General features: G+C 62.2%; 21 protein-coding genes and 1 pseudogene. 17 read left to right on the top strand and 5 right to left on the bottom strand.

The features are described from left to right. Positions 1-168: 168 nt before the first annotated feature. From CZ322_RS10435 to miaA, 9 genes and pseudogenes are all read left to right on the top strand, one after another. Positions 169-780: a hypothetical protein gene (locus CZ322_RS10435; protein ID WP_200807187.1), complete on the top strand. Its 612-nt coding sequence runs from the start codon at positions 169-171 to the stop codon at positions 778-780. A 42-nt stretch (positions 781-822) separates the two neighbouring features. Further along, positions 823-2,724: pseudogene (locus CZ322_RS10430) on the top strand (DNA translocase FtsK); the annotation flags it as partial. A 9-nt stretch (positions 2,725-2,733) separates the two neighbouring features. Continuing rightward, on the top strand, positions 2,734-3,345 hold the full coding sequence (gene pgsA, locus CZ322_RS08630; RefSeq protein WP_087070963.1) for a CDP-diacylglycerol--glycerol-3-phosphate 3-phosphatidyltransferase: 612 nt from the start codon (positions 2,734-2,736) through the stop codon (positions 3,343-3,345). Next, the gene (locus tag CZ322_RS08625) at positions 3,342-3,884 is read left to right on the top strand and encodes a CinA family protein (protein ID WP_087070962.1); all 543 of its coding nucleotides are present in this window, start codon (positions 3,342-3,344) and stop codon (positions 3,882-3,884) included. Before pgsA ends, CZ322_RS08625 begins: the two co-directional genes overlap by 4 nt. A 156-nt stretch (positions 3,885-4,040) precedes the next feature. Continuing rightward, the gene (locus CZ322_RS08620; RefSeq protein ID WP_026428564.1) at positions 4,041-4,421 is read left to right on the top strand and encodes a helix-turn-helix domain-containing protein; all 381 of its coding nucleotides are present in this window, start codon (positions 4,041-4,043) and stop codon (positions 4,419-4,421) included. A 181-nt stretch (positions 4,422-4,602) separates the two neighbouring features. Next, entirely contained in the window at positions 4,603-4,839 is a 237-nt protein-coding gene (locus CZ322_RS08615; RefSeq protein ID WP_234984521.1) for a DUF3046 domain-containing protein, read from the top strand. Positions 4,840-5,055: 216 nt separating this feature from the next. Then, positions 5,056-6,228, top strand: coding sequence for a recombinase RecA (gene recA, locus CZ322_RS08610; protein WP_087070961.1), 1,173 nt, complete (start codon positions 5,056-5,058; stop codon positions 6,226-6,228). A 160-nt stretch (positions 6,229-6,388) separates the two neighbouring features. Then, complete coding sequence (locus tag CZ322_RS08605) at positions 6,389-6,976, top strand: regulatory protein RecX (protein WP_087070960.1); 588 nt, start codon at positions 6,389-6,391, stop codon at positions 6,974-6,976. Continuing rightward, positions 6,973-7,887 carry a tRNA (adenosine(37)-N6)-dimethylallyltransferase MiaA gene (gene miaA, locus CZ322_RS08600; RefSeq protein ID WP_087070959.1) on the top strand — a complete coding sequence of 305 codons (915 nt, stop codon included), beginning with the start codon at positions 6,973-6,975 and terminating at the stop codon, positions 7,885-7,887. Before CZ322_RS08605 ends, miaA begins: the two co-directional genes overlap by 4 nt. A gap of 67 nt (positions 7,888-7,954) precedes the next feature. Here miaA and CZ322_RS08595 read toward each other — a convergent pair whose 3' ends face one another. Next, complete coding sequence (locus CZ322_RS08595) at positions 7,955-8,554, bottom strand: class I SAM-dependent methyltransferase (protein WP_087070958.1); 600 nt, start codon at positions 8,552-8,554, stop codon at positions 7,955-7,957. Positions 8,555-8,717: 163 nt separating this feature from the next. On the opposite strand from CZ322_RS08595, the gene hflX reads away from it, so the two are divergent. After that, positions 8,718-10,223, top strand: coding sequence for a GTPase HflX (hflX, locus tag CZ322_RS08590; RefSeq protein ID WP_234984520.1), 1,506 nt, complete (start codon positions 8,718-8,720; stop codon positions 10,221-10,223). Then, positions 10,220-12,160 (top strand): ATP-dependent DNA helicase, encoded by a 1,941-nt coding sequence (locus CZ322_RS08585; RefSeq protein WP_087070956.1) that lies wholly within the window; start codon positions 10,220-10,222, stop codon positions 12,158-12,160. The genes hflX and CZ322_RS08585 overlap by 4 nt, the downstream gene beginning before the upstream one ends. 143 nt (positions 12,161-12,303) lie before the next feature. Here CZ322_RS08585 and lexA read toward each other — a convergent pair whose 3' ends face one another. Continuing rightward, positions 12,304-13,011: a transcriptional repressor LexA gene (lexA, locus tag CZ322_RS08580; protein ID WP_087070955.1), complete on the bottom strand. Its 708-nt coding sequence runs from the start codon at positions 13,009-13,011 to the stop codon at positions 12,304-12,306. A 183-nt stretch (positions 13,012-13,194) separates the two neighbouring features. Between lexA and CZ322_RS08575 the strand changes: the two genes are divergently transcribed. Together CZ322_RS08575 and nrdR are read left to right on the top strand one after the other, a co-directional pair. Continuing rightward, on the top strand, positions 13,195-13,818 hold the full coding sequence (locus CZ322_RS08575; protein ID WP_159455023.1) for a LysM peptidoglycan-binding domain-containing protein: 624 nt from the start codon (positions 13,195-13,197) through the stop codon (positions 13,816-13,818). Positions 13,819-13,932: 114 nt separating this feature from the next. Further along, complete coding sequence (gene nrdR / locus CZ322_RS08570) at positions 13,933-14,436, top strand: transcriptional regulator NrdR (RefSeq protein ID WP_026428570.1); 504 nt, start codon at positions 13,933-13,935, stop codon at positions 14,434-14,436. Between the two features lie 133 nt (positions 14,437-14,569). Here nrdR and CZ322_RS08565 read toward each other — a convergent pair whose 3' ends face one another. Together CZ322_RS08565 and CZ322_RS08560 are read right to left on the bottom strand one after the other, a co-directional pair. Then, positions 14,570-16,672, bottom strand: a complete 2,103-nt coding sequence (locus tag CZ322_RS08565) for an AMP-binding protein (protein WP_234984519.1) — start codon at positions 16,670-16,672, stop codon at positions 14,570-14,572. A 166-nt stretch (positions 16,673-16,838) separates the two neighbouring features. Then, positions 16,839-19,112, bottom strand: a complete 2,274-nt coding sequence (locus CZ322_RS08560; RefSeq protein WP_087070953.1) for a HelD family protein — start codon at positions 19,110-19,112, stop codon at positions 16,839-16,841. Positions 19,113-19,379: 267 nt separating this feature from the next. Here CZ322_RS08560 and CZ322_RS08555 point away from each other — a divergent pair, with 267 nt between their 5' ends. Beyond that, the gene (locus CZ322_RS08555; protein WP_159455022.1) at positions 19,380-20,537 is read left to right on the top strand and encodes a PAC2 family protein; all 1,158 of its coding nucleotides are present in this window, start codon (positions 19,380-19,382) and stop codon (positions 20,535-20,537) included. Here CZ322_RS08555 and CZ322_RS08550 read toward each other — a convergent pair. Then, on the bottom strand, positions 20,534-21,352 hold the full coding sequence (locus CZ322_RS08550) for a spermidine synthase (protein WP_311370822.1): 819 nt from the start codon (positions 21,350-21,352) through the stop codon (positions 20,534-20,536). The two genes, CZ322_RS08555 and CZ322_RS08550, sit on opposite strands and share 4 nt — an antisense overlap. A 178-nt stretch (positions 21,353-21,530) precedes the next feature. Between CZ322_RS08550 and CZ322_RS08545 the strand changes: the two genes are divergently transcribed. The 3 genes from CZ322_RS08545 (at position 21,531) to mraZ (ending at position 24,173) form a co-directional block, all read left to right on the top strand. Next, positions 21,531-22,883, top strand: a complete 1,353-nt coding sequence (locus CZ322_RS08545; protein ID WP_234984518.1) for a DNA polymerase IV — start codon at positions 21,531-21,533, stop codon at positions 22,881-22,883. Between the two features lie 69 nt (positions 22,884-22,952). Further along, positions 22,953-23,360, top strand: a complete 408-nt coding sequence (locus CZ322_RS08540) for a DUF3040 domain-containing protein (RefSeq protein WP_087070950.1) — start codon at positions 22,953-22,955, stop codon at positions 23,358-23,360. A gap of 381 nt (positions 23,361-23,741) precedes the next feature. Then, entirely contained in the window at positions 23,742-24,173 is a 432-nt protein-coding gene (mraZ, locus tag CZ322_RS08535) for a division/cell wall cluster transcriptional repressor MraZ (protein WP_087070949.1), read from the top strand. The last annotated feature ends 13 nt before the right edge of the window (positions 24,174-24,186 follow it).

Below are 24,186 nucleotides of genomic sequence, written 5' to 3'. Positions count from 1 at the left end.
GCGGTGTTATTCACCACGCCACCGCAGGTATCTTCGGGCTGCTCTCCGTTCTTATTCCCGCCGTTTTCCTGGCCCTCGCTATCAGGCTGGTGGTCCCGGCGCGCGGGAATGAACACCGGCGGGGACTGCTGGGCGGGTTGGTTATTGTGGGGGGCCTTGCNCAGGCTGGTGGTCCCGGCGCGCGGGAATGAACACCGGCGGGTACTGCTGGGCGTGTTGATTATCGTGGTGTGCCTGGCCGGCATTATTCACGTTGTGAAACAACCGCGCAGCCCGGCCGACCACTTCGCGGACGTAGAAAACGCCGGCGGCCTGATCGGCTGGCTCGGCGGGGGCGTCCTCGAGATGCTGTTCTCCCCGTGGGGCGCTGTTCCCATCCTCGTCATTATTATTTTGTGGGCCGGGCTCTATATCGCCGACGTCTCCATGGCGGATATTGCCGCCACCATTCGGGACCGGCGCGAACAGCGCCAGCTTGATGCGGGGGAGGAGATCGCCAACCGCGGGCATTCCGCCTCGGTTCCCTACGATTCCCCGCATGATATTGACGCGGCGGAGAACACCACCCGGCTCCCCAGCGCCGGGCGCACGTCGCGGCGCGGCAAGAAAACCGCGCGCAGTTACTTGGATGCGGCACTGTCCGGGGCTTCTTCTGAGCACGACGACGCAGCTACCGATCCCGCCTCCAGTGACGGCGGGAACGGGGCGGACGGGGCGGCTGGGGCCGCCTGGGCAGACGGTGCCAGCGGCGCCAATGGCTTTGTCTTTATCACCCTCTGATGTGTTTCAGAGGGCAGGGACGAAGACCCAAACGGGGCGGGGCCCGCCCCGTCGGAAAAAGCGCCGGGGNCGCTCGACCCGAGTATTTTGTATGAGCTGCCCTCCCCGGATTTGCTCAAACGCGGGGCGGTGCATCCCGAACGCACCGAGGCGAATGATCGCGTTGTTGCCGCGCTCACCCAGGTCTTCACCGATTTCGGGGTGGATGCGCAGGTGGTCGGCTTTTCGCGCGGACCGACGGTTACCCAGTACGAAGTGGAGCTGGGGCCGGGCGTTAAAGTCGAGCGCATCACCCAGCTCTCGAAAAATATTGCTTACGCGGTGGCGAGCGCCGATGTGCGTATTCTTTCCCCCATTCCGGGTAAATCCGCGATCGGTATTGAGATTCCCAATGCGGACCGTGAAGTGGTGCAGCTAGGTGATGTTTTGGCTTCCGACGTGGCGCGCCGTGACCACCATCCCCTCACTGTGGCAGTGGGGAAGAATGTGCGTGGGCAGTTCGTGGTCACCAACCTGGCAAAAATGCCGCACCTGCTGGTGGCGGGCGCTACCGGCGCGGGAAAGTCATCGTTCATTAACTCAATGATTACCTCGGTACTTATGCGCTGCACCCCGGACGAAGTTCGGATGATCCTCGTGGATCCCAAGCGCGTGGAGCTGACGATTTACGCGGGTATTCCCCATCTCATCACCCCGATTATCACCAACCCGAAGAAGGCCGCCGAGGCGCTGGAATGGGTGGTCAAGGAGATGGATGCGCGCTACGACGATATGCAGTCCTACCGCTTCAAGAACATCACCGATTTCAACGAGGCGATACGGGCGGGCACCGTTAAGGCACACGATCCGCACCGTACCCTCCAGCCCTACCCCTACCTGCTGGTCGTGGTGGACGAATTGGCTGACATGATGATGGTGGCGCCGCGCGACGTGGAATCCTCCATCCAGCGCATCACCCAGCTGGCGCGCGCCGCCGGTATTCACCTGGTGCTTGCCACCCAGCGTCCCTCCGTGGACGTGGTCACCGGCCTCATCAAAGCAAATATCCCCTCCCGCCTGGCCTTTATGACCTCCTCGCTGGCAGATTCGCGCACCATCCTCGATCAGGGCGGGGCGGAGAAACTCATTGGCCAGGGCGACGCCCTCTTCATGCCGGGCGGTGCCCAGCCAATTCGCCTCCAGGGTGCCTGGGTGGACGAGGCGGAAATTGAGCGCGTTGTCGAGCACGTGAAAACACAGTTACGCCCCCAGTACCGCGAAGATTTCCAAGAAACGGTGGAAGCCGCCGGGCGCGAAAAGAAACAGCGTGAAGAAATCGGCGAGGACCTCGATATTCTGCTCCAGGCCGCGGAAATCGTGATCACCACCCAATTCGGATCCACCTCCATGCTGCAACGCAAATTGCGCATCGGGTTTGCCAAGGCGGGGCGGATGATGGACCTGCTCGAACAATACGAAATCGTGGGGCCCTCCGAAGGCTCCAAAGCCCGCGACGTGCTGGTGGCCCCGGAATTGGTGGAGGATGCCCTCGCCATGCTGCGCGGAGAACGCGACTCTATTTACGAGGACGAACCGAGCGAGGTGGAAACCGGGGCCGGAGCTGGGGCACCTGGCGTCGGTGCTCCGGGAGCTGGATCTGCCGGCGGGGCAGGCGGCGCGGCAACGGGGCACGGTGCGGACGGCGGGAACGCCGGGAACGGTGCTAACGGCGCCTACGCTGGAAACGGTGCGAACGGCGCAAACGGTGCGGGCACAGCGAACGGTGCTAATGGCGCAAACGGTGCAAACGGTGCGAACAGCGCCGGAGCCGGTACCGGGTACGCAAACCGCTACGCCGAAGATCCACTGGCACACGACCCGGAGAGCACCGCCCCCACCTGGTACGACGACGATGACCCCGCCGGCGAATCCGGGGAGGACGCCTGGCAGCTCACGGGGCGGTAAAGTAGGGCCATGTCTCACACGAACGCTCCGGAGGCGAGCGAGCCGCCCCTCCTCAATATTGCTAATGCTTTGACGGTCGCGCGGATCATCCTCATCCCCGTTTTTATCTGGGTGTTCTGGGAGCCGACCGCCACCCGCAGTTTCTGGGCCTGGGTAGTTTTCGCCGTCGCCGCGTTCACCGACCGTCTCGATGGGCAGCTGGCGCGTTCGCGGGGCCTCATCACCAACTTCGGGAAGCTCGCCGATTCCATCGCTGATAAAGGCCTCATCGCGGCGGCGCTCATCATGCTCTCGCTCCACGACCGGCTGTGGTGGTGGGTCACTATCCTCATGATCGCCCGCGAAATTTTCATCACCCTGGTGCGGATGCTCGTGGTGACCAAACAGGTCATGGCGGCCGGCTGGATTGGCAAACTCAAAATGTTTGCCCAGTCCATCGGCGCCGGTATCCTCATGCTGCCGTGGATTGCGTGGCTCGGGCACCCGGGCGGAGATATTTTCCAGTGGCTCGGGTGGATCACCCTCGGGGTGGCGCTTGTACTCTCGGTGTGGTCCGCCGTCGGGTACGTCGGCGATGCGGTGCGGATCGCCCGCGGTAGCGGCCACGAGGCGCACTCATGACGACGGCGCAGCCAACTGGCGCCGCGGACCTCGCCGCGCTCACGGAAACTTGCGTGAGGAACTTGCACGAACGCGGCCTCAGCCTCGCCTGCGCGGAATCCCTCACCGGCGGGCTGCTCACTGCACAATTCGTCACCATTCCCGGAGTTTCCGCGGTGCTGCGCGGGGGAGTGGTCAGCTATGCCACCGACCTCAAAGCCAGCATCCTCGGAGTGTCCAGCGAGCGTTTAGCCAGCCACGGGCCGGTGGACCGGGAAGTTGCGCTCCAGATGGCCCGTGGCGTATGCGACGTCGCCGGAGCGGATGTCGGCATGGCCACCACCGGGGTAGCCGGGCCCGGCCCGCATGATGGACACCCGGCGGGAACCGTGTGGATCGCGGTGAGCACGCGGAGCGGGGCGCACCTGGCGCGCGAGCTCCATATTGCCGGGGGGCGGAGCGACGTACGGAGCGGGGCGGTGCGCGGCGCCGTCGAACTTCTTGCCGCGTTTTTGCACGACGGCGCAACCGATCAGTGCGCCAATTCAGCTGTGTCCTGACTAACTCCTGTTCGCTCCCAGTAAATCTTCAGATTCGCCTGGCTTAATATTTGTGGAACCTTTTGATGGCCTCGTGCCACGAGCCTGGCACCGGAGGCGATGAAGATGTTTCGCTCTGTGGGGAATAAAAACAGGAAGTAGGCGTTGAGGTTAGTGATGACAATTGATACCCGTACCGGCGTAACCCGGAAGAATGATTTCGTAGTGCGTCCTGAACAACGCCAACCCGCTCTCCTTCGCGAAGAGATTGGCGAGGTTTTGCGGGCCTACCGGCAGCGGCAAGGGCGTACCCTGCGGGAAGTTTCCTCCGATGCACGTGTTTCCCTCGGATACCTCTCCGAAGTCGAACGCGGTCAGAAAGAAGCTTCCTCGGAACTCCTCGCCTCGATCTGCCGGGCGCTCAACGTGCCCATGAGTCACGTGCTGCGCTTGGTTGCTGATCGGATTGACCTGGTTGAAGGTCGCATCCCGGCTCACCTGCGCGTGCCGGAAAGCCCGGCAGAACTCATGCGCGGGGAACTTTCCACTACGAAGTAATCCCTATACACCACGTCGCAAACGGCGCGGTCAAGGTAGCGCCCCGCTCGCGAAGCGGGAGTGCTCGGAGCTAGCTACCTAGCTTCAGTTTCCCTTGATACGCGCCGTTATGCTGTGTCGAGCGCTTCTCACCAGGCGCCCTAATCGAAGCCCCACACCAATAAAGGAATGCAAAGCACCGGTGCGCGAATCTGAATTCTGGCTCAATATTGATCGTGCTTTCCCGCACGGGCGCGGGAGAAGCGCAGCCCAAGATCTCGTTCTTTCCGCTCTGGGTGACCGTAGCCCGGCCCAAGCCCTCGAAGCCGGGGAAGATCCGCAGCGGATCTGGGATGCCGTGTGCGAGACGATGGGATTCCCGGATTACTACCATTACCTCCACCGGCTCACCCCGGAAGATTTCGCGGCCCGCGAGTAGCTGCGCGAATGCAGCGGGTGACACACCGCCTCCATGCGGTACCGAACAACCGTTCGTATTAGAATAGTCCACAGATCCTCAGGCGTCAGCGTTATCCACAGGAGTTTCGCGGCGCCTAAGTATGTCGTAGGCCGGATATACAGTGATCTCGAGCCTCTCGGAGAGGGAGTGTCTCGCCTAGGCCTGATCTGTAGGAAACGTGAGTAAGGATGGGATATGGCCGCAGCTAAAGCTAGTGCCCGCACCAAAACGGTCGGGCGCCCCGCAGTGGATGATCGCAAACAAGCAATTGATACCGCTCTGGCGCAAATTGATAAGCAATTCGGTAAGGGCTCCGTGATGCGGCTGGGTGACCATGTCCGTCCGCGGGTGGAAGTCATTCCTACCGGATCTATCGCTCTGGATATTGCCCTTGGCATTGGTGGTTTGCCGCGCGGGCGCGTGGTGGAAATTTACGGTCCGGAATCTTCGGGTAAAACCACGGTTGCGCTCCACGCTGTTGCTAGCGCACAGCGCAATGGCGGGATAGCCGCGTTTATCGACGCAGAACACGCGCTTGACCCAATCTATGCGCGGGCTCTGGGCGTTGATACTGATTCGCTGATCGTCTCCCAGCCGGATACCGGAGAACAGGGCTTGGAAATTGCCGATATGCTCATCCGCTCCGGCGCGATTGACATCATCGTCATCGATTCCGTGGCAGCCCTCGTTCCCAAGGCCGAAATTGAAGGCGATATGGGTGATTCCCACGTTGGCTTGCAGGCACGCCTCATGAGCCAAGCGCTGCGGAAAATGACCGGTGCGCTCTCCGCCTCGGGCACCACCGCCATTTTCATTAACCAGCTGCGTGAAAAAATCGGGGTGATGTTCGGTAACCCGGAAACCACCACCGGTGGAAAAGCCCTCAAGTTCTACGCCTCTGTCCGTATGGACGTGCGGCGCATTGAGACCCTTAAAAACGGTAGTGAACCCGTGGGGAATCGCTGCCGTGTCAAGATCGTCAAGAACAAGATGGCACCGCCTTTCAAGCAGGCAGAATTTGACCTCATCTACGGTGAGGGAATTTCCCGGGAGGGAAGCCTCCTCGATGTTGGTGTGGAACTGAATATCATCCGCAAGGCCGGTGCCTGGTTCACGTATGAGAGTGACCAATTAGGCCAGGGTAAAGAAAAGGCCCGCCAATTCCTCATGGATAATCCGGATTTGCGTGATGAAATTGAGGATAAAATTCTCCGCAAGGCCGGCCTGAGGGAAGACCCGGAGGAAGCTGAAGCAAGCGAAACTGAAGCTAAGGCCGGAGCTGATGGCGCTACTGCCGGCGCTGGCGGTACTAAGCAGGCCGCATCGGCGAAAAGCACCGGTAATGCCGCGGAAACCGTTGATTTCTAAGTAGGTGGTCGCGGTGGCACACTACTCGGATACCGATACCGATACCGATACCGGCGGCGGTCGATCACGCGCTGCTAGCTACGCGCGTAGCGGCGGCCGTTCACAGCGCGGTGCTAGTAGATATGGGCGCGGCGCTCGGAGAGGGCCTGACCTCGAGTCCTTGAGTGAAGAGGAACACCTGCACCGGGCTCGGGATATTGTTTATCGCCAGCTCGGCATGATGGATCGTTCCCGCTATCAACTCAGCCAGGCGCTCCACACCCGCCAGGTGCCGGAAGCCGTGGCTGAGCGGGTACTCCACGAATTCGAGGCGGCCGGCTATATTGACGATGCCAAGTTTGCGCGCACGCTCACGGCGGCTCGCCGGCGTGATAAGAACGCTTCCCGGCGTGCCATCTCAGCGGAACTTCGCCGCAAAGGCGTAGACGCAAGCATTATCGAGGAAGTGCTTGCTGATATCGAACCGGAAGCGGAACTCGATTCGGCGGTGGAGCTTGCTCTCAAGAAGCTACGCAGCGCCTCAGGGAAACCGGAAACGCTCGCCCAACGTACCTACGCTATGCTGGCTCGGCGCGGCTTCACCGCCGAACAATGCGCCCAGGCGCTCCGTCAAGCCCGCGCGGTGCTCCTAGAAGAACGCGCTGCGGAGGAGTGCGTCGCTGAGGAGTGCGCCGCGGAAGAACTTGCCGCGGAGCAAACTGATGATGATCAATACGGTTACGCGGCAGATAAGGCGGTGGCCGGGTGATTATTGCAGTGGTGGGCCCCACCGCGAGCGGAAAAACATCCGTCTCGCTGGAGCTGGCGGAGCTTCTGGGCGGGTCGCAAAAAGTGGAGATCATCTCCGCCGATGCCATGCAGCTCTACCGCGGCTTAGATATTGGTACCGCCAAGCTTCCGGTTTCCCAGCGGCGCGGAATTCGCCACCATCAGATTGATGAGTTGGATATCGCGGAAGAAGCTTCGGTTGCGGCCTACCAGAAGCATGCCCGGCAGGATCTCGCTGCTATCACCACGGCGGGGAAAATTCCGCTGGTGGTGGGAGGTTCGGGGCTCTATGTATCTGCGCTTCTTGACGAATTGCAGTTCCCTGGAACTGATCCCGGGTTGCGTGCCGCGATTACGGAGGAAGCCCGCCGTGATTATCCCCGGCTCCTGCGGGAGCTAGAGGAACGCGATCCGCAGGCATACGCCACCATCGATACGCGTAATGAACGCCGCGTCATTCGCGCCCTGGAAGTTATTCGACTGACGGGAAAGCCCTATACCCCGAGTTTTCCGCGCCATACCTCCCACTACCAGGATGTGCATATCTTCGCGATTCGCCGGGAATTAGCCGATCTTCACGCCGCAATTAATGTGCGGGTTGATGAAATGATGCGGGAGGGGCTCCTGGAAGAAACCGCCGGCTTGCTACGCCTCGGCTTGCGGGAAGCCCCCACCGCATCACGTGCAACCGGCTACCCCCAAGCCATGGCCATCCTGGACGGCACTCTTGGCCTCGCTGAAGGAACCGAAGAGATCCGTGTCGCCACCCGAAAGCTCGCGCGCCGGCAACGCTCATGGTTCCGGGCCGATCCCCGCATCACCTGGCTGGAAGCAGGTACGGACACGCCAGCTCAGCTAGCCGCGCGCATCCTCACGAAACTCACTCGGTGAGTCCGAGGAACGGCGCGGCGGTTACCGAAGGAGCGCTTCCGTCAGTATCGAGTTAGCTCCCGTATCACTACCGGCGAACGTACAAGACCCGGAATCCCTTAGAGGAACCGATCTTCTCGCACTGATACCCCTCGTTTACCAGCCAGGAAGCAAGGGAATCAGCACCCAGATTCTTCTGCACAACCAGATACGCTTCCCCGTCCTCACTCAGACGGCCCAACCACGTGGTGAGCAGCTCATGCAGGGCAGCTTTCCCGATACGGATAGGAGGATTCGACCACAGCAACCGAATCGACTTCTCGCCCAAACGTTCTAGAGCCTCATCCGGAGCCAACACCTCGCCTCGCAAGCCATTCGCTTCAAGATTGACGCGGGTCAGCTCGCGCGCCCGCTCATTCACATCCACCGCGATAATCTGAGGTGCCTCGGCGGCCAAAGCCAAGGTGATCGGCCCCCAGCCACACCCGAGATCCACCGCGATATCGCCCGGCTCCAGCTCCGGCTCGGGCACTTTTCGTAAGAGCACTGCGGTGCCTTTATCGAGGCCACCGCCGGAAAAGACGCCGTCGTCGACCGTAACGGAATAGTCCCGCCCGCGGATCGTTACCTCGAGGGTGCGCGCATTACTCGCGGTATCCGGATGCTCTGAAAAGTAGTGCGAAGTCATAACACCAGCTTAAAGGAGCGTGCAGCGGCGCGGAAACTGTCGCGCAAACTGTCGCGCAAACTCCCGCGAAAGATCCCGCGCACATACCCGAAGCACGCGCGCCACTTCCCGGTAGGAAACTCCGGCGCAACGTGAGAAAATAAAAGCGAATACAAAGGAGAACGTGGCCATTAGCAACGAAGTACATGAACACAAGCACCACGTCGGTGATGTCGATATCTCCACCCGCCGCGGCACGGTACTCCAAGCCGATACCGCCTGGCAGGCCAATACCGATAGCATCCACCGTGACCACACCGGCCTCCAGGAAGTAGAAGGCCTGGCGCGCGGTATCGAACGCGAACAAGGCATCGATGTTGAATACCGCCAAGTTCGCCTCGAAAGAGTCATCCTCGTGGGAGTCTTTTCTGAGAACCGCCCCCGCGCCGAAGAATCCCTGCGTGAGCTCGCCGCACTGGCGGATACCGCCGGCTCAACGGTACTGGCCGGAGTAATCCAGCGCCGCGCGTTACCCGACCGCGCCACCTACCTGGGCGCCGGCAAGGCACGCGAACTCGCCGCGATGGTCGAAGCCCAGGAAGCCGATACTGTCATTGTCGATACCGAGCTCGCGCCCTCCCAGCGGCGCGCCCTCGAAGATATCGTCAATGTCAAAGTGATCGACCGCACCGCGCTCATCCTCGATATTTTCGCGCGGCATGCCCAATCGAAAGAAGGCAAAGCCCAGGTCGAGCTCGCACAGCTCGAATATCTCCTCCCGCGCCTGCGCGGTTGGGGTGAATCGATGTCGCGGCAGGCCGGCGGGCAGGTGGCTGGTGGTGCCGGCATTGGATCGCGCGGCCCGGGTGAAACCCAGCTCGAATTGGATCGACGCCGCATCCGCCAACGCATGGCAAAACTCCGCCGCGATATCAAAAAGATGGCACCGGCCCGCTCCACTCGGCGTGCCGAACGGCGCCGTACCGGGATTCCCTCCGTGGTGGTGGTTGGCTACACCAACGCTGGGAAATCCTCGCTGCTCAACCGGCTCACCGGTGCGAATGTTCTGGTGGAAAACGCGCTTTTTGCCACTCTTGATCCGACGGTCCGCAAAGCCATCACCCCGGAAGGCCGCGAATTCACCCTCTCGGATACCGTGGGATTCGTGCGGAATCTGCCCACCCAGCTGGTGGAAGCTTTCCGCTCCACCCTCGAGGAAGTGGACGGGGCGGATGTCCTCCTCCACGTCGTGGATGCCTCCAATGCGGATCCGGTCGCGCAGGTCACCGCTGTGCACGAGGTGCTCGCCGATGTGCCCGGGGCCCGCGATATTCCGGAAATTATTGTGCTCTCCAAAGCCGATATTGCCGATCCGGTCGATCTAACCGCGCTGCGTTCCCGTTACCCGTCCGCTATCGCGGTGTCTTCCCACACCGGGGCGGGTATTGATGAACTCCTCGCGCGCATCGAAGAAGAACTGCCCCACCCGAATATTGAAATCGACGCGGTCATTCCCTTCGAGCGCGGCGATCTTGTTTCACGGATCCTGGAAGAAGGGGAACTCCTGGAAGAACTTGAGTATCTGCCCACCGGAACCCGCATCCACGCGCGGGTACGGGCAAATATTGCGGGTCAGATTGAGGCCCGCTGGGGTGCCCAAACAGACGTGCCCACCAGGATACGGGCATGAGGAAAGAACTAACCGAGATCCTCGAGCTGGTGGTCGCGGATCTCGGGGGAGCGGTCCGCGAGGGGCAGAATCGCATGGTCGAGGAGACCGCCACCGCGCTGGAGGACTCCTCCCACCTGCTGATTCAGGCCGGGACGGGCACCGGGAAATCTATCGGCTACCTGGTCCCGCTCATGGAATGGTCGGTGCGCACCGGCCAGCGCGCGGCTGTTTCCACCGCCACCCTCGCCTTGCAGCGCCAGATCGTGGGGCAGGACGCGCCGCGAGTGGCGCGGGCCGTCAGCGCCGTGACCGGCCACGAACCGCATATTGCCCTGCTCAAAGGCTGGAATAATTACGTATGTTTGCGTAAAGTCCACGGCGGCTACCCGGAGGATGATGCCCTAGTCAGCCGCGCCGAAGGGGAATACGGCGCCAGCGCAACCGGCGAAGAAGTGATGCGCTTGCGCGAATGGGCCGCGGAAACCGAGACCGGGGACCGTGATGATCTTGTTCCCGGTGTCTCGGAGCGTGCCTGGCGCCAAGTCTCCTTGAGTAAACCCGAATGTGTGGGCGTGAAGTGCCCGCTGCGCGAGGTGTGCTTCCCGGTGCGCGCCCGCACCGAGGCTGCCGAGGCAGATATCGTCATTACCAATCATGCGATGTTGGGCGTGCATAGCTCGGGCACCCCGGTGCTCCCGGACGTAGATGCTTTCGTTGTGGACGAAGCCCATGATCTGGCTGACCGGGTCACCAGCCAACTCACCTTCGCGCTCTCCCACGGCGAGATCACGGGATTGGCGCGCCTACTGCGCCGCGAAAAAATCTTGGCTGATGGGATCGAACGGGCCCGTAACGGCGTCGTCGATATTCTTGATGAGCTGGAGGAAGGTCGCCTCACTTCCCTTCCGGCGCCCCTGCAGGACGCTCTTATGTTGCTATTGCGTGAATTGCAGCTGGTGGAAAACGACGTCGCAGCTCTGCCCGGTAGTACCGAATCGGATGCCGCAACGAAAGCGGTGGTGCGCCACCGGCTTTCTACCTGCGTTGATATGGTGAGTGCGATGGTCAGTGACGAGGTGGCGAACGGCTCTCTCGTCGTGTGGGTATCCCGTGATCTGGAGGGGCGGTCGAGTTTGTGCGCGGCGCCTCTCGACGTGTCCGCGCCGCTGGCGGATACTCTTTTTGAGGCGCGCCCCGCGATTCTCACCTCCGCCACGCTCGCCATTGGCGGGCGTTTCGACCTGGCCGCTCGGCAGATTGGTTTTTCGTATCCGAGCCAGGGGCCGTGGCGGGGAATCGACGTCGGCTCTCCTTTTACCTACCACCAGCAGGGTATTCTCTATATTGCGCGCCACCTGCCCGTGCCGGGAAAGGACGGGTACGGGGAGGAAACGCTGCGCGAACTCGTGGAGTTGATTGAGGCTTCCCGGGGCGGGGCGCTGTGCCTTTTCACTTCCCGTAAGGCTGCGAATGAGGCCGCGGCTTTCGCTCGTGATCACCTTGACCTGCCGATTTTCCTGCAGGGCGAAGACCAGTTGCCCACGCTTGTGAGGGATTTCGCGGCGGATCCGCATGCCTCGCTTTTTGGCACGCTTTCGCTGTGGCAGGGCGTGGATGTGCCCGGCCTGACGTGCCGCCTGGTGACGATTGATCGGATTCCCTTCCCGCGCCCCAATGACGCATTGGTGCAGGCACGTTCGCGGCGAGCTAATGAGCGTGGATTTAACGGCTTCATGGATGTTTCTGCCGCGCATGCCGCTTTGCTGCTGGCGCAGGGGGCCGGGCGCCTGATCCGCAGCGAGGGTGATCGGGGCGTGGTGGCGATTCTGGATCCACGGCTTGTGACGGCGCGTTACGGCGGGTTCTTGCGTGCCTCCCTCCCACGTATGTGGGGTACGGCCGACGGTGCTGTGGTGCGTGCGGCCCTGGGCCGGCTCGCGGAACAGCTGGGGTAACGGGAAGTAGTACGACGACGCCGCCTCGCGCCGGCGCGCTGACCTGCCACAAGCGTGGGCTTGGCAATGGCTGGGCCCGGGGACTCAGCCCGGAGGCAGCTCCGGGCTAGGACTTAGCCGAAGCTGGCTGAACCAGAGGCTGCTTAGAGGGTGCGCAGCACCATAACGACGCGGCCGAGTACTTCGCTATCATCGGCGGGAATGGGAGAGTAGGCGGGGTTGCACGGAAGTAGCGTGACGTGGCCATCGCGGCGTTGGAGGACTTTGACCGTGGCTTCGCCATCGATCATGGCGGCAACAATTTCCCCGTTTTCCGCGGTGGGCTGGCGGCGCACCACCACCCAGTCCCCATCGCAGATTGCGGCATCAATCATTGATTCGCCCTGCACTTTTAGCGTGAAAAGCTCACCGGTTCCGGTCAATTGGCGCGGGAGCGGGAAAACATCTTCTATGAGTTCTTCGGCCAGAATCGGAGCCCCAGCCGCGATCTTCCCGACGACGGGAACATTGATCGCCTCGCTAATATCAACCGGAACATCGGATTCCAGGCTGCTCTGAGCGGGTTCACCCACCGGGAACAAGGTGCTTTCCCATGCTGAATCACCGCGAGAACTACGGGCATGGGCGAGCCCCGCTTCTGTGAGTTCAATCATGCGTGGCCGGCGCGGGTTACGTGAGATATAGCCCTTTTCTTCCAGTGCATCGAGCTGGTATTTCACCGAGGAAGGGGAGGACATGCCTACTTCCTCACCGATTTCCCGCACCGTTGGGGGGACGCGGTGGGTGACGATCCCGTTAATAACAACGTCCAGTATCTCTGCTTGGCGAGCTGTGAGCTGAGGACGATCCATATGCACTCCCGAGAGTTCGTGCCGATTTTTATGTCGTAAGGGCGGGTTTGAATAGTTCTATGAGGGCGAGGCCCGGAACGTTACCGAAGCGAACGGAATCGAACGAACGTTCTAGACAAACCCTCACTGTCGTACTAGTCTAACATACAGATGTTCGGCGAACGAATGTTCGAGGAGTGGAAAATGAGTGTCGCATACCAGGAGATTCCGCGGGAAACTAGCCGTGCTCACACCAGCCGGCGGCACCCGAAACTGCGGGTGGTGGGTGAGCACCCGGCTGCGCGCCAGGAGCTGCGCGGCGAAGAAATGCGCTGCGGGGAGGATCGTGGGGATGCCCGCCCAGGTGTCCTAGGGGATGCCCGCGGGGGAGCTTCAGTTACCGCGCTGCGGGTGGTGCAAGCTCGTCGGCGTTGGAATACGCCGGCCCTGGGTGCGGTGCGCCGTCCGGTGGCTTTTGCGCCGCAGTCGATTGCCCGGTCAGCTACTCAACGTGCAGAGCCAGCGGCGGTCCGTTCGCGTACCGCTCCAGCTTCGCTGGATGTCATTGTTCGCATGGGGGTGCGGGTGGCACTGACTATCGCTGTCACCCTCCTGCTGGCCAGCTTTGCCATGATCGTGGGTACCACTTTCCTGGAAACGGGAATGGCCACGGTAACGGTGCAAGGCGGAGATACTCTGGCCAGTATTGCTGCCAGCATCCCGGGTGTTCCGGATATTTCCACCGGGGTGGCGGATATTGTCAATCTCAACGGACTCGCTTCTCATGACCTGGTTCCTGGCCAGGTGCTGGAGATTCCAGGCTATTAGTCCCGAGCTACCGGCTGGGTGTAGGCAGCACGGCCGGTGCGGGTAGTACCACGGGTAGCACTAGTGGATCTGTCATAGTTACGCGGTTGGCGTATTATAGCTGAGACATTTAGAATGATTAATGTGCATTGCCCATTTTGTCGCAACCCTGATTCACGGGTGATTGATTCTCGTACCGCTGATGACGGTCTGTCCATTCGCCGTCGTCGTGAATGCCCGAACTGCCACCGGCGCTTCTCCACGCTGGAAACAGCCAGCCTCGTGGTTGTCAAACGCTCGGGTGCTACTGAACCCTTCTCGCGTCAGAAAATCATTAGCGGGGTGGGGAAAGCCTGTCAGGGGCGCCCGGTTACCGAAGATCAACTCGCGCTGCTCGGGGCCCAAGTGGAAGAAAAAGTCCGCTCCTCGGGAAGCTCGCAGATTGATGCGCATGATATTGGTCTTGCCATTCTCGAACCGCTCAAGGCTCTTGACCTGGTCGCGTACCTGCGTTTCGCCTCGGTCTACTCGAATTACGATTCCATTGACGACTTCGAGCGAGCCATCGCAGATCTACGCCAGGATCCGGATGTCCCAGTTGCATCCGAATCGCCGGATTTTTCGAAACCCCAATCCTGAGGGGCCCACCCGCGCAGAAGCAGCGTCAACTGGAGCTTCTCCCGGCCCTCATACACAACCTCGGTTCCAAGCGCGCAGAAGCAGCGTCAGCGCAGGGTACTACCGATAGCGCCGGGTGCTCCGGTGGCCGGGGCTATGCGGTTTCTTCGGGCTTGGCGCGGTCTTTCTGATCGGTCGCGTCGTCTCCAGTGGCACCCTTTTCTTCCGCTGCGGGTGTGACGGATCGTGTAGCGCCAGCAACCAGGTCGTGACCGGAACGCACCACCCACGTGGCAAAAGATTCCAGCGTGGCTCCCGCGGAGCGCACAAAAGCAGCAATCGTTTCGCCACTGGGGGCCGTTTTATCCACCCACTGGCGTACCACATCGCCACTTTCCGCCGCGGACTTCGTGACACTGGACGCCCAGCTTTGAATCTGATCAACAGTCAGGTTATATGTGGTCTCCAACCCGGCCAAGACCCGCTCGAAAGTCTCACGGGTCATATCGCTCACCGCAGTAGTAGCACTACCTGCAACCGCGCCGGCTTTCTTCACCCATACGCCGGCTTTCAGCTCGAAATTATCCAGCTGTTCGCGCACCGAGCGGCGCATCACTTTCCCCAATTGGGACGTGGGAAGCGCGTCAAAAAGAGCGATGGAGGAGGGCATCGCGTAATGGGCGAGCTTACCCTCCGCCCAGCGGCGCACCGCTGCCAGATCAACCGTTGATCCCGGCTCTAAAACAAGAGCCGCTACCACAGACTCGCCACGCTCCGCAGCGGGAATCCCCACAACGGCCACATCGCGCACCTCCGGCATCCCGCGCAGAACCTCTTCCACCTCGGAAGGGTAAATATTGAAGCCAGAAGAATTAATCATTTCCTTTGCGCGATCCGCCATAACAACGAAAGGCCCATCCCAGCGCCCCAGGTCACCGGTGCGCAGCCAATCCTCGAACATCGCCTGCGCCGTTTCCTCTGGCTCACCCAGGTAACCAGCGAAAACCTGCGGGCCGCGCACCAAAATCTCACCCACATCCACGGCGTCCTCCGCCAAATTATCGGGATTGGCGATACGTACCTCGGTGCCGGGGAAAGGAACGCCCAAAGTGGACGGGCGCCGATCCGGACTCATCGGAGACCCGGAAACCACCGGAGAAGATTCGGTCATCCCGTATCCCTCAATGAGGAAGCCCCCGGTGCGTTCCTCCCAGCGGCGCGCCACCTCATCCGGCAGCGCCATTGCGCCTGACACCCCGAAACGAATCGAGGACAGGTCAATAGTTTCGCCGGCGGCTTCCCGCTTCTCCACCTCGGCAAGGATACGAGAAAACATGGGAGTCACCCCGGGCAGCACCGTCATGGGCCGGCGCTTCTGAGCAGCCAAGAGAGACGGAATATCAAAATTCGGCAAGAAAATAGCGGTAGCCGCCAGATCCAGGGCGCACATCATCATGAGGGTGAAACCGAAGGCGTGGAAGAGGGGGAGTACCCCCGCGATTACCTCGTGATGATCAGCCTCAAAAGGCACCCAAGCAATAATCTGCTTACGGTTGGACACCAAATTCCGGTGGGTGAGCATAACTGCTTTCGGCTTGCCCGTTGTACCCCCGGTGAACATATAGACAGCGACGTCCTCCGCCTGCGGTTTACGGAACGTTGCAAGATCCATCGGGGCCGCCTTCCGCCACTCCCGATCAAAAGAAGCCACATGAGGGGGAACCTCCCCGCGCAAACGAGCGCGCTGGGTGCGGGCCTGGGCCACCGGAAGCTTGAGAAGCATCCGTGACGTGAGCGGCAAATCACGGGAAAGATCAACCGCGAAGTAGTGGCGCGGGTCGTCAGCGGCCGGTGCCATCGTGGTAATGGTTTTCTCCCACGCGATAACAACCCGTGCATCGACCATAGCGATCTGGCGGTGCAATTCGGGTTGCGGGGCCAACGGATTCATTTCCGCCACGGTTGCCCCCGTCAGGATCGCACCCCACAGGGCATACATATGTTGCGGGCAATTCGGCAAAGCTAGAGCAACGGTATCCCCGCGCTGCACCCCCAAATTACGCAGCAGCGTAGCAACCTTGCGGGCACGCTCAACAAGTTCGCGATAACTCGTCGTCGCACCGAGGAAATCCAAGGCCACCCGATGGGGGTACCGGTCAGCAGCGCGCAGGAGCGACTCTTCTAAAGTCTCCTCATCCACCGTGATATCGGAAGGCACCCACTCCGGGTAAATATCCAGCCAAGGTTTCACGGTCATTCCTACTCCTTCACCCACCCGAACGGCAGCCTCACAGCATTGACTAATCAATCATAGTGGTAACAATTGGGAGCTGCGGTCCATGTCCGGCGAACCGCAGCCTACGAACCCACGCGCGGCGAACCCCGGCCGGCGAACCTAAGCCCGCCAGCGCTCCACGGTACAGCTAGACTCCTGTATCCGCCGCGCTCGCGGTGAGTCCGGCCGGGAGCTCTCCTTCAGAAACCACGGAGAGCAGCTGGGTGGGGCGCGTCATCGCGACGTAAATATTGCCCGGCCCTTCGGCTAAAATCTCAGCCGGTTCCAGCAACACAACAGCGTCAAATTCCAAGCCCTTGGATTGGACCGCCGTGAGAACCTGGATACGCGCTGTGACATCGCGCCCCGTCACATCCACAGTCCATTCACCCAGCTCCGGGGCCGCGCCGATAGCCGCTGCCACCTGCGCGACCCGAGCTTCCGGCACAATAACCCCGAGGGTACCGGCTTGCCCGTAGCGGGCATCCAAGCGCTGGCACACCTGCGCCGTCGCCGCAATAGCGCCCGCCCCAAGAGTTCCCGGCGCGCAACGTTCAGCGATCTCCACGGCGCCGCCCTCGGTACGCGCCGCACGTACGGGGCGCACCTTCACCCCGGCCGCGCGCTGCACCGCACCGGCGGTATCTAAAATAACGGCCGGTGTTCGGTAGGAAACCGTGAGTTCTTCCACCCGCACCCGGTCAGCCAGGCGGCCCAGCAGTCCTTCCCAGCCGGCGCGCGGCGAACCATCGGGGCGCTGGTCCAGGTCACCGACCACCGTCATGGAACGCGAGGGATTGCGCCGAATGAGCATCTCCCACTGCATGGGGGAGAGCTCCTGAGCCTCATCAACCACCACGTGCCCGTAAGTCCAGGTGCGATCCGCGGCGGCCCGTTCGGCCAGCGAACTTCCGTCCCCGCGCCCGCCCATGCGTTCGGCCAGCAGCTCCGCGCTCACGATTCCGCCGCCCACGCCCAGGGCCTCCATCGTTTCGCCGGCGTAGCTAAGCCGATTGCGCTCGGCCGCATCGCGAGCCGCCCGCGCGCGGCGCTCCGCGTCGGTGGCAAAAGGCCCGAGAACCTCAGCGAATTCATCAATGAGGGCAATATCCGCGATAGTAATACCGTGGCCGGCCGGGCGCGCGAGCGCGGCCCGCTCGGCAGCGCTCAGCTCGGGGGCTACCTCGGCAAGGAGATGCGGCTTGGTGAGCAGGCGCTCGAGCAGCGCTACCGCGGAGGACGGCATCCAGCGCAAATTAATCTCCCGGCGCGCGTCAATACTCTCCGCCACGTCCGCAATAATCCACGGATTTTCCGAAAGCTCAACGTCCTGGCCTTCAGCCACCTGGCGGGCTAATACATCCACGAGGTATTTCGCGTAGGTATCGCGGGCCTCATTATGGCGCTTACCGGTGCGGCGGGCTCGCCGCTGCGCATTCTCCACATCCTGCGGGGTTAACCGCACCTCAACCCCGCTGATGCGCATGCGCACGGGGCGGCGTAGCGGGCGCTCCAGGAGGGTGCGCACCGCCCGCGGGGCAATGGTGCGCCACACCAGGCGCCCTTTGATCTCCGCGGCCGGGGCAGTGTCGACGGCGCTGACCGTCACGCCGGGCACCAGTCCGGCGATCGTCGTCGACACCACATCTGATTCGCCCAGCGAAGGCAACACCTGATCGATATAGCGCAAAAAGACCGGCGAGGGGCCCACAATGAGCACGCCGGAACGCGCCAGGCGCTCGCGGTGGGTGTAGAGAAGATAGGCCGCGCGGTGGAGGGCCACCGCAGTTTTCCCGGTGCCCGGCCCGCCCTGGACCACGAGCACATTATTGGAATCGGCGCGAATAATACGGTCCTGTTCGGCCTGAATCGTCGCGACGATATCGTTCATTTTCCCGTCGCGCGCCGCATTCATTGCCGCCATGAGGGCGCCCTCACCCGTCAAATTGAGGTCCGAGGAGGCCTGCGACGAATCAAGAAGCTCATCTTCCACGCCGGTCACGGTGCGCAGGCGCGTCTGAATATGGCGCCGGCGCCGTACCTTCCCCGGATGGGCCGCGGTGGCCCGATAAAACGGTTCGGATTGCGGGGCGCGCCAATCCAGAAGCAGGATATCCCCGGCCTCGTCCTTCAAGCCGATACGCCCGATGTGATCCGTTTCCCCCTCGCGGGTATCGAGCCGCCCAAGAACCAAACGGTTTTCCACGCGCCGCAATCGGGTGAGGTTATCTTCGTAATGGGTGGCGAAGGAATCGCGCTCGGTCATTTCACCGGCGCTTTCCTGACCGCTCTGACTGCGAACCGCGGCCAGGCGCTGGGCGTAAGCCTCGCGCTGGCGGTCAAGGGCACGGTACGCAGTGTCCACGAAAAGCTGTTCTTCCCGTATCGCGTCCTCGCGCGCGCTGTGAGGATCGTTAACCACGAGCGGCTCCTCCTGATGACCGAAAACTATCGGGTGGCGTCCTGCAAAAAAGTAACAATCAATTATTACGGAAAACACCGGAGCGCGCTATAGTGCGGTGACGGGAACGACAGTGATCAGCCGGTGGCGAATACCGGAACCGTGTGTGCTTGCGTCTCGTTGTAGAGATTGCCGTTATGGAGGTACGACGGCGCCCAGGGTACTTGGCCAGGCCGGTAGTCTAGGCTGGAGGGGAAGCTAGCGAGCTGGAGAGGGAGGAGGATTACGGTGAACTATTTCGTTTACCCCTGCGAGGGGAAACATGAAGATTCCTGGGCGAACGGGGAGCGTTTCGAGAGCGTCGTCGTTCATCTCACCGATCCCATCAATGACATCGGTTCGGTTTCCGAACTTATTGCCTCCCAGCTCTACACCCTGGATCTCAGCCCGGTGGCCGATATTAATGTGGACGGGCTGGTCGATTACCGGGCGCAGCGCCCGCGGGTGCACTACCTCAACGGTGCTCTGGAAGATATTGCTATCCCCGCGCTCGGGCTCTTCCACGCCAAAGATATTGAAGGTACCTCTTTTTTGCTTCTGCTCGGTACCGAACCTGATTTTTGCTGGCAGGGTCTCAATTCGGAGCTCATGGCGGTATTCGCGCAACTGGGGGTGAAACGGCTCTACCGGGCCGGATCGGTTGCCGGTGCGCTGCCCCATACCCGCCAGCCGGATATGCTCATCCGCACGCGCAATGCCGATCCGGTGGCTCCCGCCCTGGAAGCCGATGTATGGTACCCGGCTTCTTTCTCTGATTTTTTGGAATACAGCCTCGGGCAAATGGGCGTGGCGACGTTCTCGGTGACGGTGCGGGTGCCCATGTATATTGCCGGGCACCATTACGCGGCCGGGGCGGCTAGCGCGCTGTCCATGCTCGCGAAAACGGCCGGGCTGAGCTTGCCACTGGGAGATCTGGAGGCCAGCGCCGCCGAAGAATCCGAGCAGCTTGCCCAGCTCACCGAGCAGAATGAGCAGCTCGCGGAGATTGTGGCGGCCTTGGAACACGAATATGATCGCGCGGAAGGGCACCCCGGGCTTATCCAGGCCCCGCAGCATACCCTCACCGTTCCTAGCGCTGATGAAATTGGGCGGGCCGCGGAAAGTTTCCTCGCCCGAGTGGATGCCTCGATGGTCAAGCGTAAGGAGCACGCGGATAACGAGCAGGCGCAGCTGACGGAGCGCCTGGAAAATATGCGGGCCGCCTGGCAGCACGCTAGCAATGGGCACCAGCCCGGCAGTGAGGCGCACACCGGAGGCGAGGCTCAAGCAGGAGCTGAGGCGCAGACTGAGGGTGAGACGCGCAGCGGAGCCGAGCGGGACGCCCACGGTGAGGATGGCGGGGAGCAGGCGCCGCAGCGCCCGCGCGGCCGGCACGCCGCGGATTAGGCATTCGCGGGCACGTAGCCGATATCGGCATCGCTCTCGAGGATGGCGCCGCGGGCCCGGCGCCGTAAATCCGCCCGCCCCACCATGCGCGCCGGGAGCGGGAGCCGGCGCACCAGCCTCTCGATCTGCGCGAAAGCAAATTCTCGCTGGGAGGCAGCCAGCACAATATTGCCGAAACGGCGCCCGCGTAGCACCGCCGGATCCATAATCGCCAGCACGTGCTCGAAATTCTCGAGGAGAGCCCGTGACTCATTCGCGAAGCGGGTCAGGCCGGTGGAGGCCACCGAGTTGAGGAGATACACGCCCTCCGGTTGCAAAACCTGGGCGACCCGCGCAGCGGCGTCGCCGGTACGTAAATGGGACGGGACGTCGCGGTCAGCGAAAGCATCCCGCACCACCACATCCCACCGTGCCGCCGTGGTATCCAAGGTGACGCGCGCATCCTGCACCCGGATGCGCAAACGCGGGGACGGGGGCAGATCGAACCATTCACGCACGTAGGTGGCGAGTTTGCCGTCAATTTCCGCCGCGAGCTGGCGCGAGCCGGGGCGGGCGGCATCCAGGGCGCGCGGGAAAGCACATCCGGCCGCACCCAGGTGGAGCACGCGCAGCGGCTCGCGCTTGGGGTACATGGCCTCGAGAATGCACCTAAACTGTTGCATATACTCGAATTCCAGATACGTGGGATCGTCAAGGTCCAGGGCGGAAGATTCCACCCCGTCCAGGTAGAGCGTCACGAGGGAGGGGCGATCCGAGCGCCGATCCAGTTCGGCGAGGGCATAATCAGTTCGCACGGGTTCTGTAGGCACACTCACAGTTCCAGCCTAATGGAGAGAGCGCCTTCGCGAGGGGAACTCAGAAAACGAAACCGCGCGCGAGAGTGCGCGAGCGTAGCGGAGCGAAGAGAAACTGGGCGCACGGAAACCGGGTGAACGACCCCGGGCGCGCGGACACCGCACCCGAGGAAATGGAGCGAGAGGGAACGGAGGGCTCATGTCACGCGCACCGCGATCACGCGCCGCCCGCCATTCCTGGGGCGATGACGATTCGGGAACACCCATCCTCCATATTGATATGGATGCCTTTTTCGTATCAGTAGAGCTTCTCGATCACCCGGAGCTGCGCGGGCGCCCCGTCGCGGTGGGTGGCCAGGAACGGGGCGTCGTGGCGGCGGCGTCCTACGAGGCGCGTGCCTTCGGGGTGAATTCCGCGATGCCGGTGGGGCAGGCGCGGCGGCGCTGCCCGAATCTCATTATGCTCACCCCGCGCCTGGGGCTTTACCGGGTTGTTTCGGAAAAAATCATGGCGATTTTGCGGGAGGTCACCCCGCTGGTGGAGCAGCTTTCCGTGGACGAAGCTTTTCTGGACGTCGGGGGAGCGCGCCGGCTTTTCGGCTCACCTGTGCATATCGGCCAGCAGCTGCGTGCCCGCATCCGCGCCGAGGTTGGGGTGCCGGCCTCCGTGGGGATCGCCGCCACCAAACACGTAGCCAAAATTGCCTCCGCGCACGCCAAACCGGATGGGCTTCTCCTCATTCCCGCCGCGGCCACCCTCGAATTTTTGCACGACTTACCCGCCGGAGCGCTTTGGGGCGTGGGCGGGCGCACCGAAGAACGGTTGCGTTTACACGGGATCGAAACGGTAGGCGACGTCGCAGCTGCCGGCCCGGACCAGCTCCGCCGCCTCCTCGGCACCGTTGCCGGGGATCACCTCTTCCAGCTGGCCAGCGGCGTCGACCCGCGCCCCGTCACCCCGAGCCGCGAGGAAAAATCCATCGGACGCGAAGAAACCTTTTTCGACCCCCTGGCTGACCGGGAGGAATTGCATCGTATTCTGCTTTTCCAGGCGCATGACACCGCCGCCCGGCTGCGTGCAAAAGGCCTGGTGGGGCGCACCGTCGCCATTAAGGTGCGCTTCCCGGATTTCACCACCATCACCCGCTCGGCAACACTGCCACAAGCCACTCAGGTTGCCGCCGAGATCTACGAACGCGCTCGCGAGCTTCTGGACGGGGTGGAGATGACCGCCGCCGGCTTGCGGCTCCTGGGCTTGCGCGTGGAGAACCTGAGCGAGCAAGGCGGCTACCAGCAGCTCGCTTTCGATGACGATCCGCGCCGCGGGGAAGCTGAGAGCGCCATGGATGCAGTGCGCTCGCGCTTCGGGGCCGGGGCGCTCGGCCCGGCAAGTCTCTTGCAGTCCCCGGGAACGGTGCGCGGCGGCGGGGCTGAACGTGCGGGAACGGGGCACAACGGCGGGGCTGAACGGACCGGCACGGAGCGTGACGGCGCGGCGCCGGGAAGCTCCGCTCCAGGCGGACGCACGGTGCGCGAGACCGGTGTATCGTGACACAACATATCGTGACGCTGGCGCGCCGCGCACGGTAGACTGGCAGCAGTACATTAACAAGGAGGCACAGTGGCCCTATCGGACTACGAGAAGAAGATGCTCGCGGAGCTGGAAGCGCAGCTCACCAACGAGGATCCCAGCTTCGCACGTAATATGAAGCCCGCTGCGCCGGAAGTGGAAGCCATCAGTCGGCAACTGTCCGTGCGCAATCTCGTACTGGGGATTCTCGGGCTGGTCGCGGGCATCGCCATTCTTATCGGCGGAATTTCCGCACCGAAGATGTGGTGGCTCGGTTTGCTCGGCGTCATTATTATGTTCGCCTCGGTGTGGTACGCGCTCGCGGGCGTGCACACAGAGAAAGTAGCGGTGCCTGCCGGAGGTGGCGGGGCGCCAACGTCGTCCGGGCCGGGCGGCGTATCGTCCTTTATGCGGCGCCAGCAAGAAATCTGGGAAAAGCGCCGCCGCGGCGAGCACTAGAATCTCTGTGGTTTCGGCCTAGCCGGCCGGTAACTCAAACTCAGCACCCATAACGGTGAGAGGATAGCGATCCTCTCACCGTTTTTCTTTTTCTTTTTAGGTACGACGGCGCCGCCGGGCAGGGGCGCGCCGGGCCATCCACGGTGCTCCACGAAGCGAGCCAACCGCCCCACGCACTCCAGGCGCCACTGTTCCTGCGCCCTACACCACGGATTACTCACCACTGATCACCCCACCACACTCCACCAGCGCTCCACTCGTTTTTCCGTGTTCTGGCGCGCTTTTCTAGGAATCACTAGCGCGACATACCCCCGCCGTGGCAAACTGGTGGAGGAAAGTGGAGTAAAGTGGAGGCAAGCGCCACGAGAGGGGGTGCGGTAGATGTTCCTCGGCACGTATGAGCCCAAATTGGACGACAAAGGCCGAATCATCCTGCCCGCCAAATTTCGTGACCAGCTCCAGGGCGGACTGGTGATGACGCGCGGTCAGGAACACTGCATCTACGTTTTCCCGCTCGCGGATTTTGTGGAATTGCAGCAAACCCTGGCTAAAGCCCCCTTGACGTCCAAAGAGGCGCGGTCGTACACCCGCGTGCTGCTCTCCGGCGCCGTGGATGACATCCCTGATAAGCAGGGGCGGATCACCATCCCGGCAATGCTGCGCAGCTACGCGAGTCTGGATCGCAACCTCGCGGTTATCGGCACGGGCAACCGGGTCGAAATCTGGGATAGCGCCGCGTGGGCGGCCTACCTGGAGGATCAAGAATCGGCTTTTGCCGATAGGGAGGAAGAGGTCATTCCCGGCCTCTTCTAGGAATCGCGTGATC

Origin of the sequence: Actinotignum timonense (genome assembly GCF_900155575.1) — a bacterium.
Classification (GTDB): Bacteria; Actinomycetota; Actinomycetes; order Actinomycetales; family Actinomycetaceae; genus Actinotignum; species Actinotignum timonense.
The sequence above is the reverse complement of the archived record's forward strand: the minus strand, read 5'-3'. Positions and strand labels throughout refer to the sequence as shown.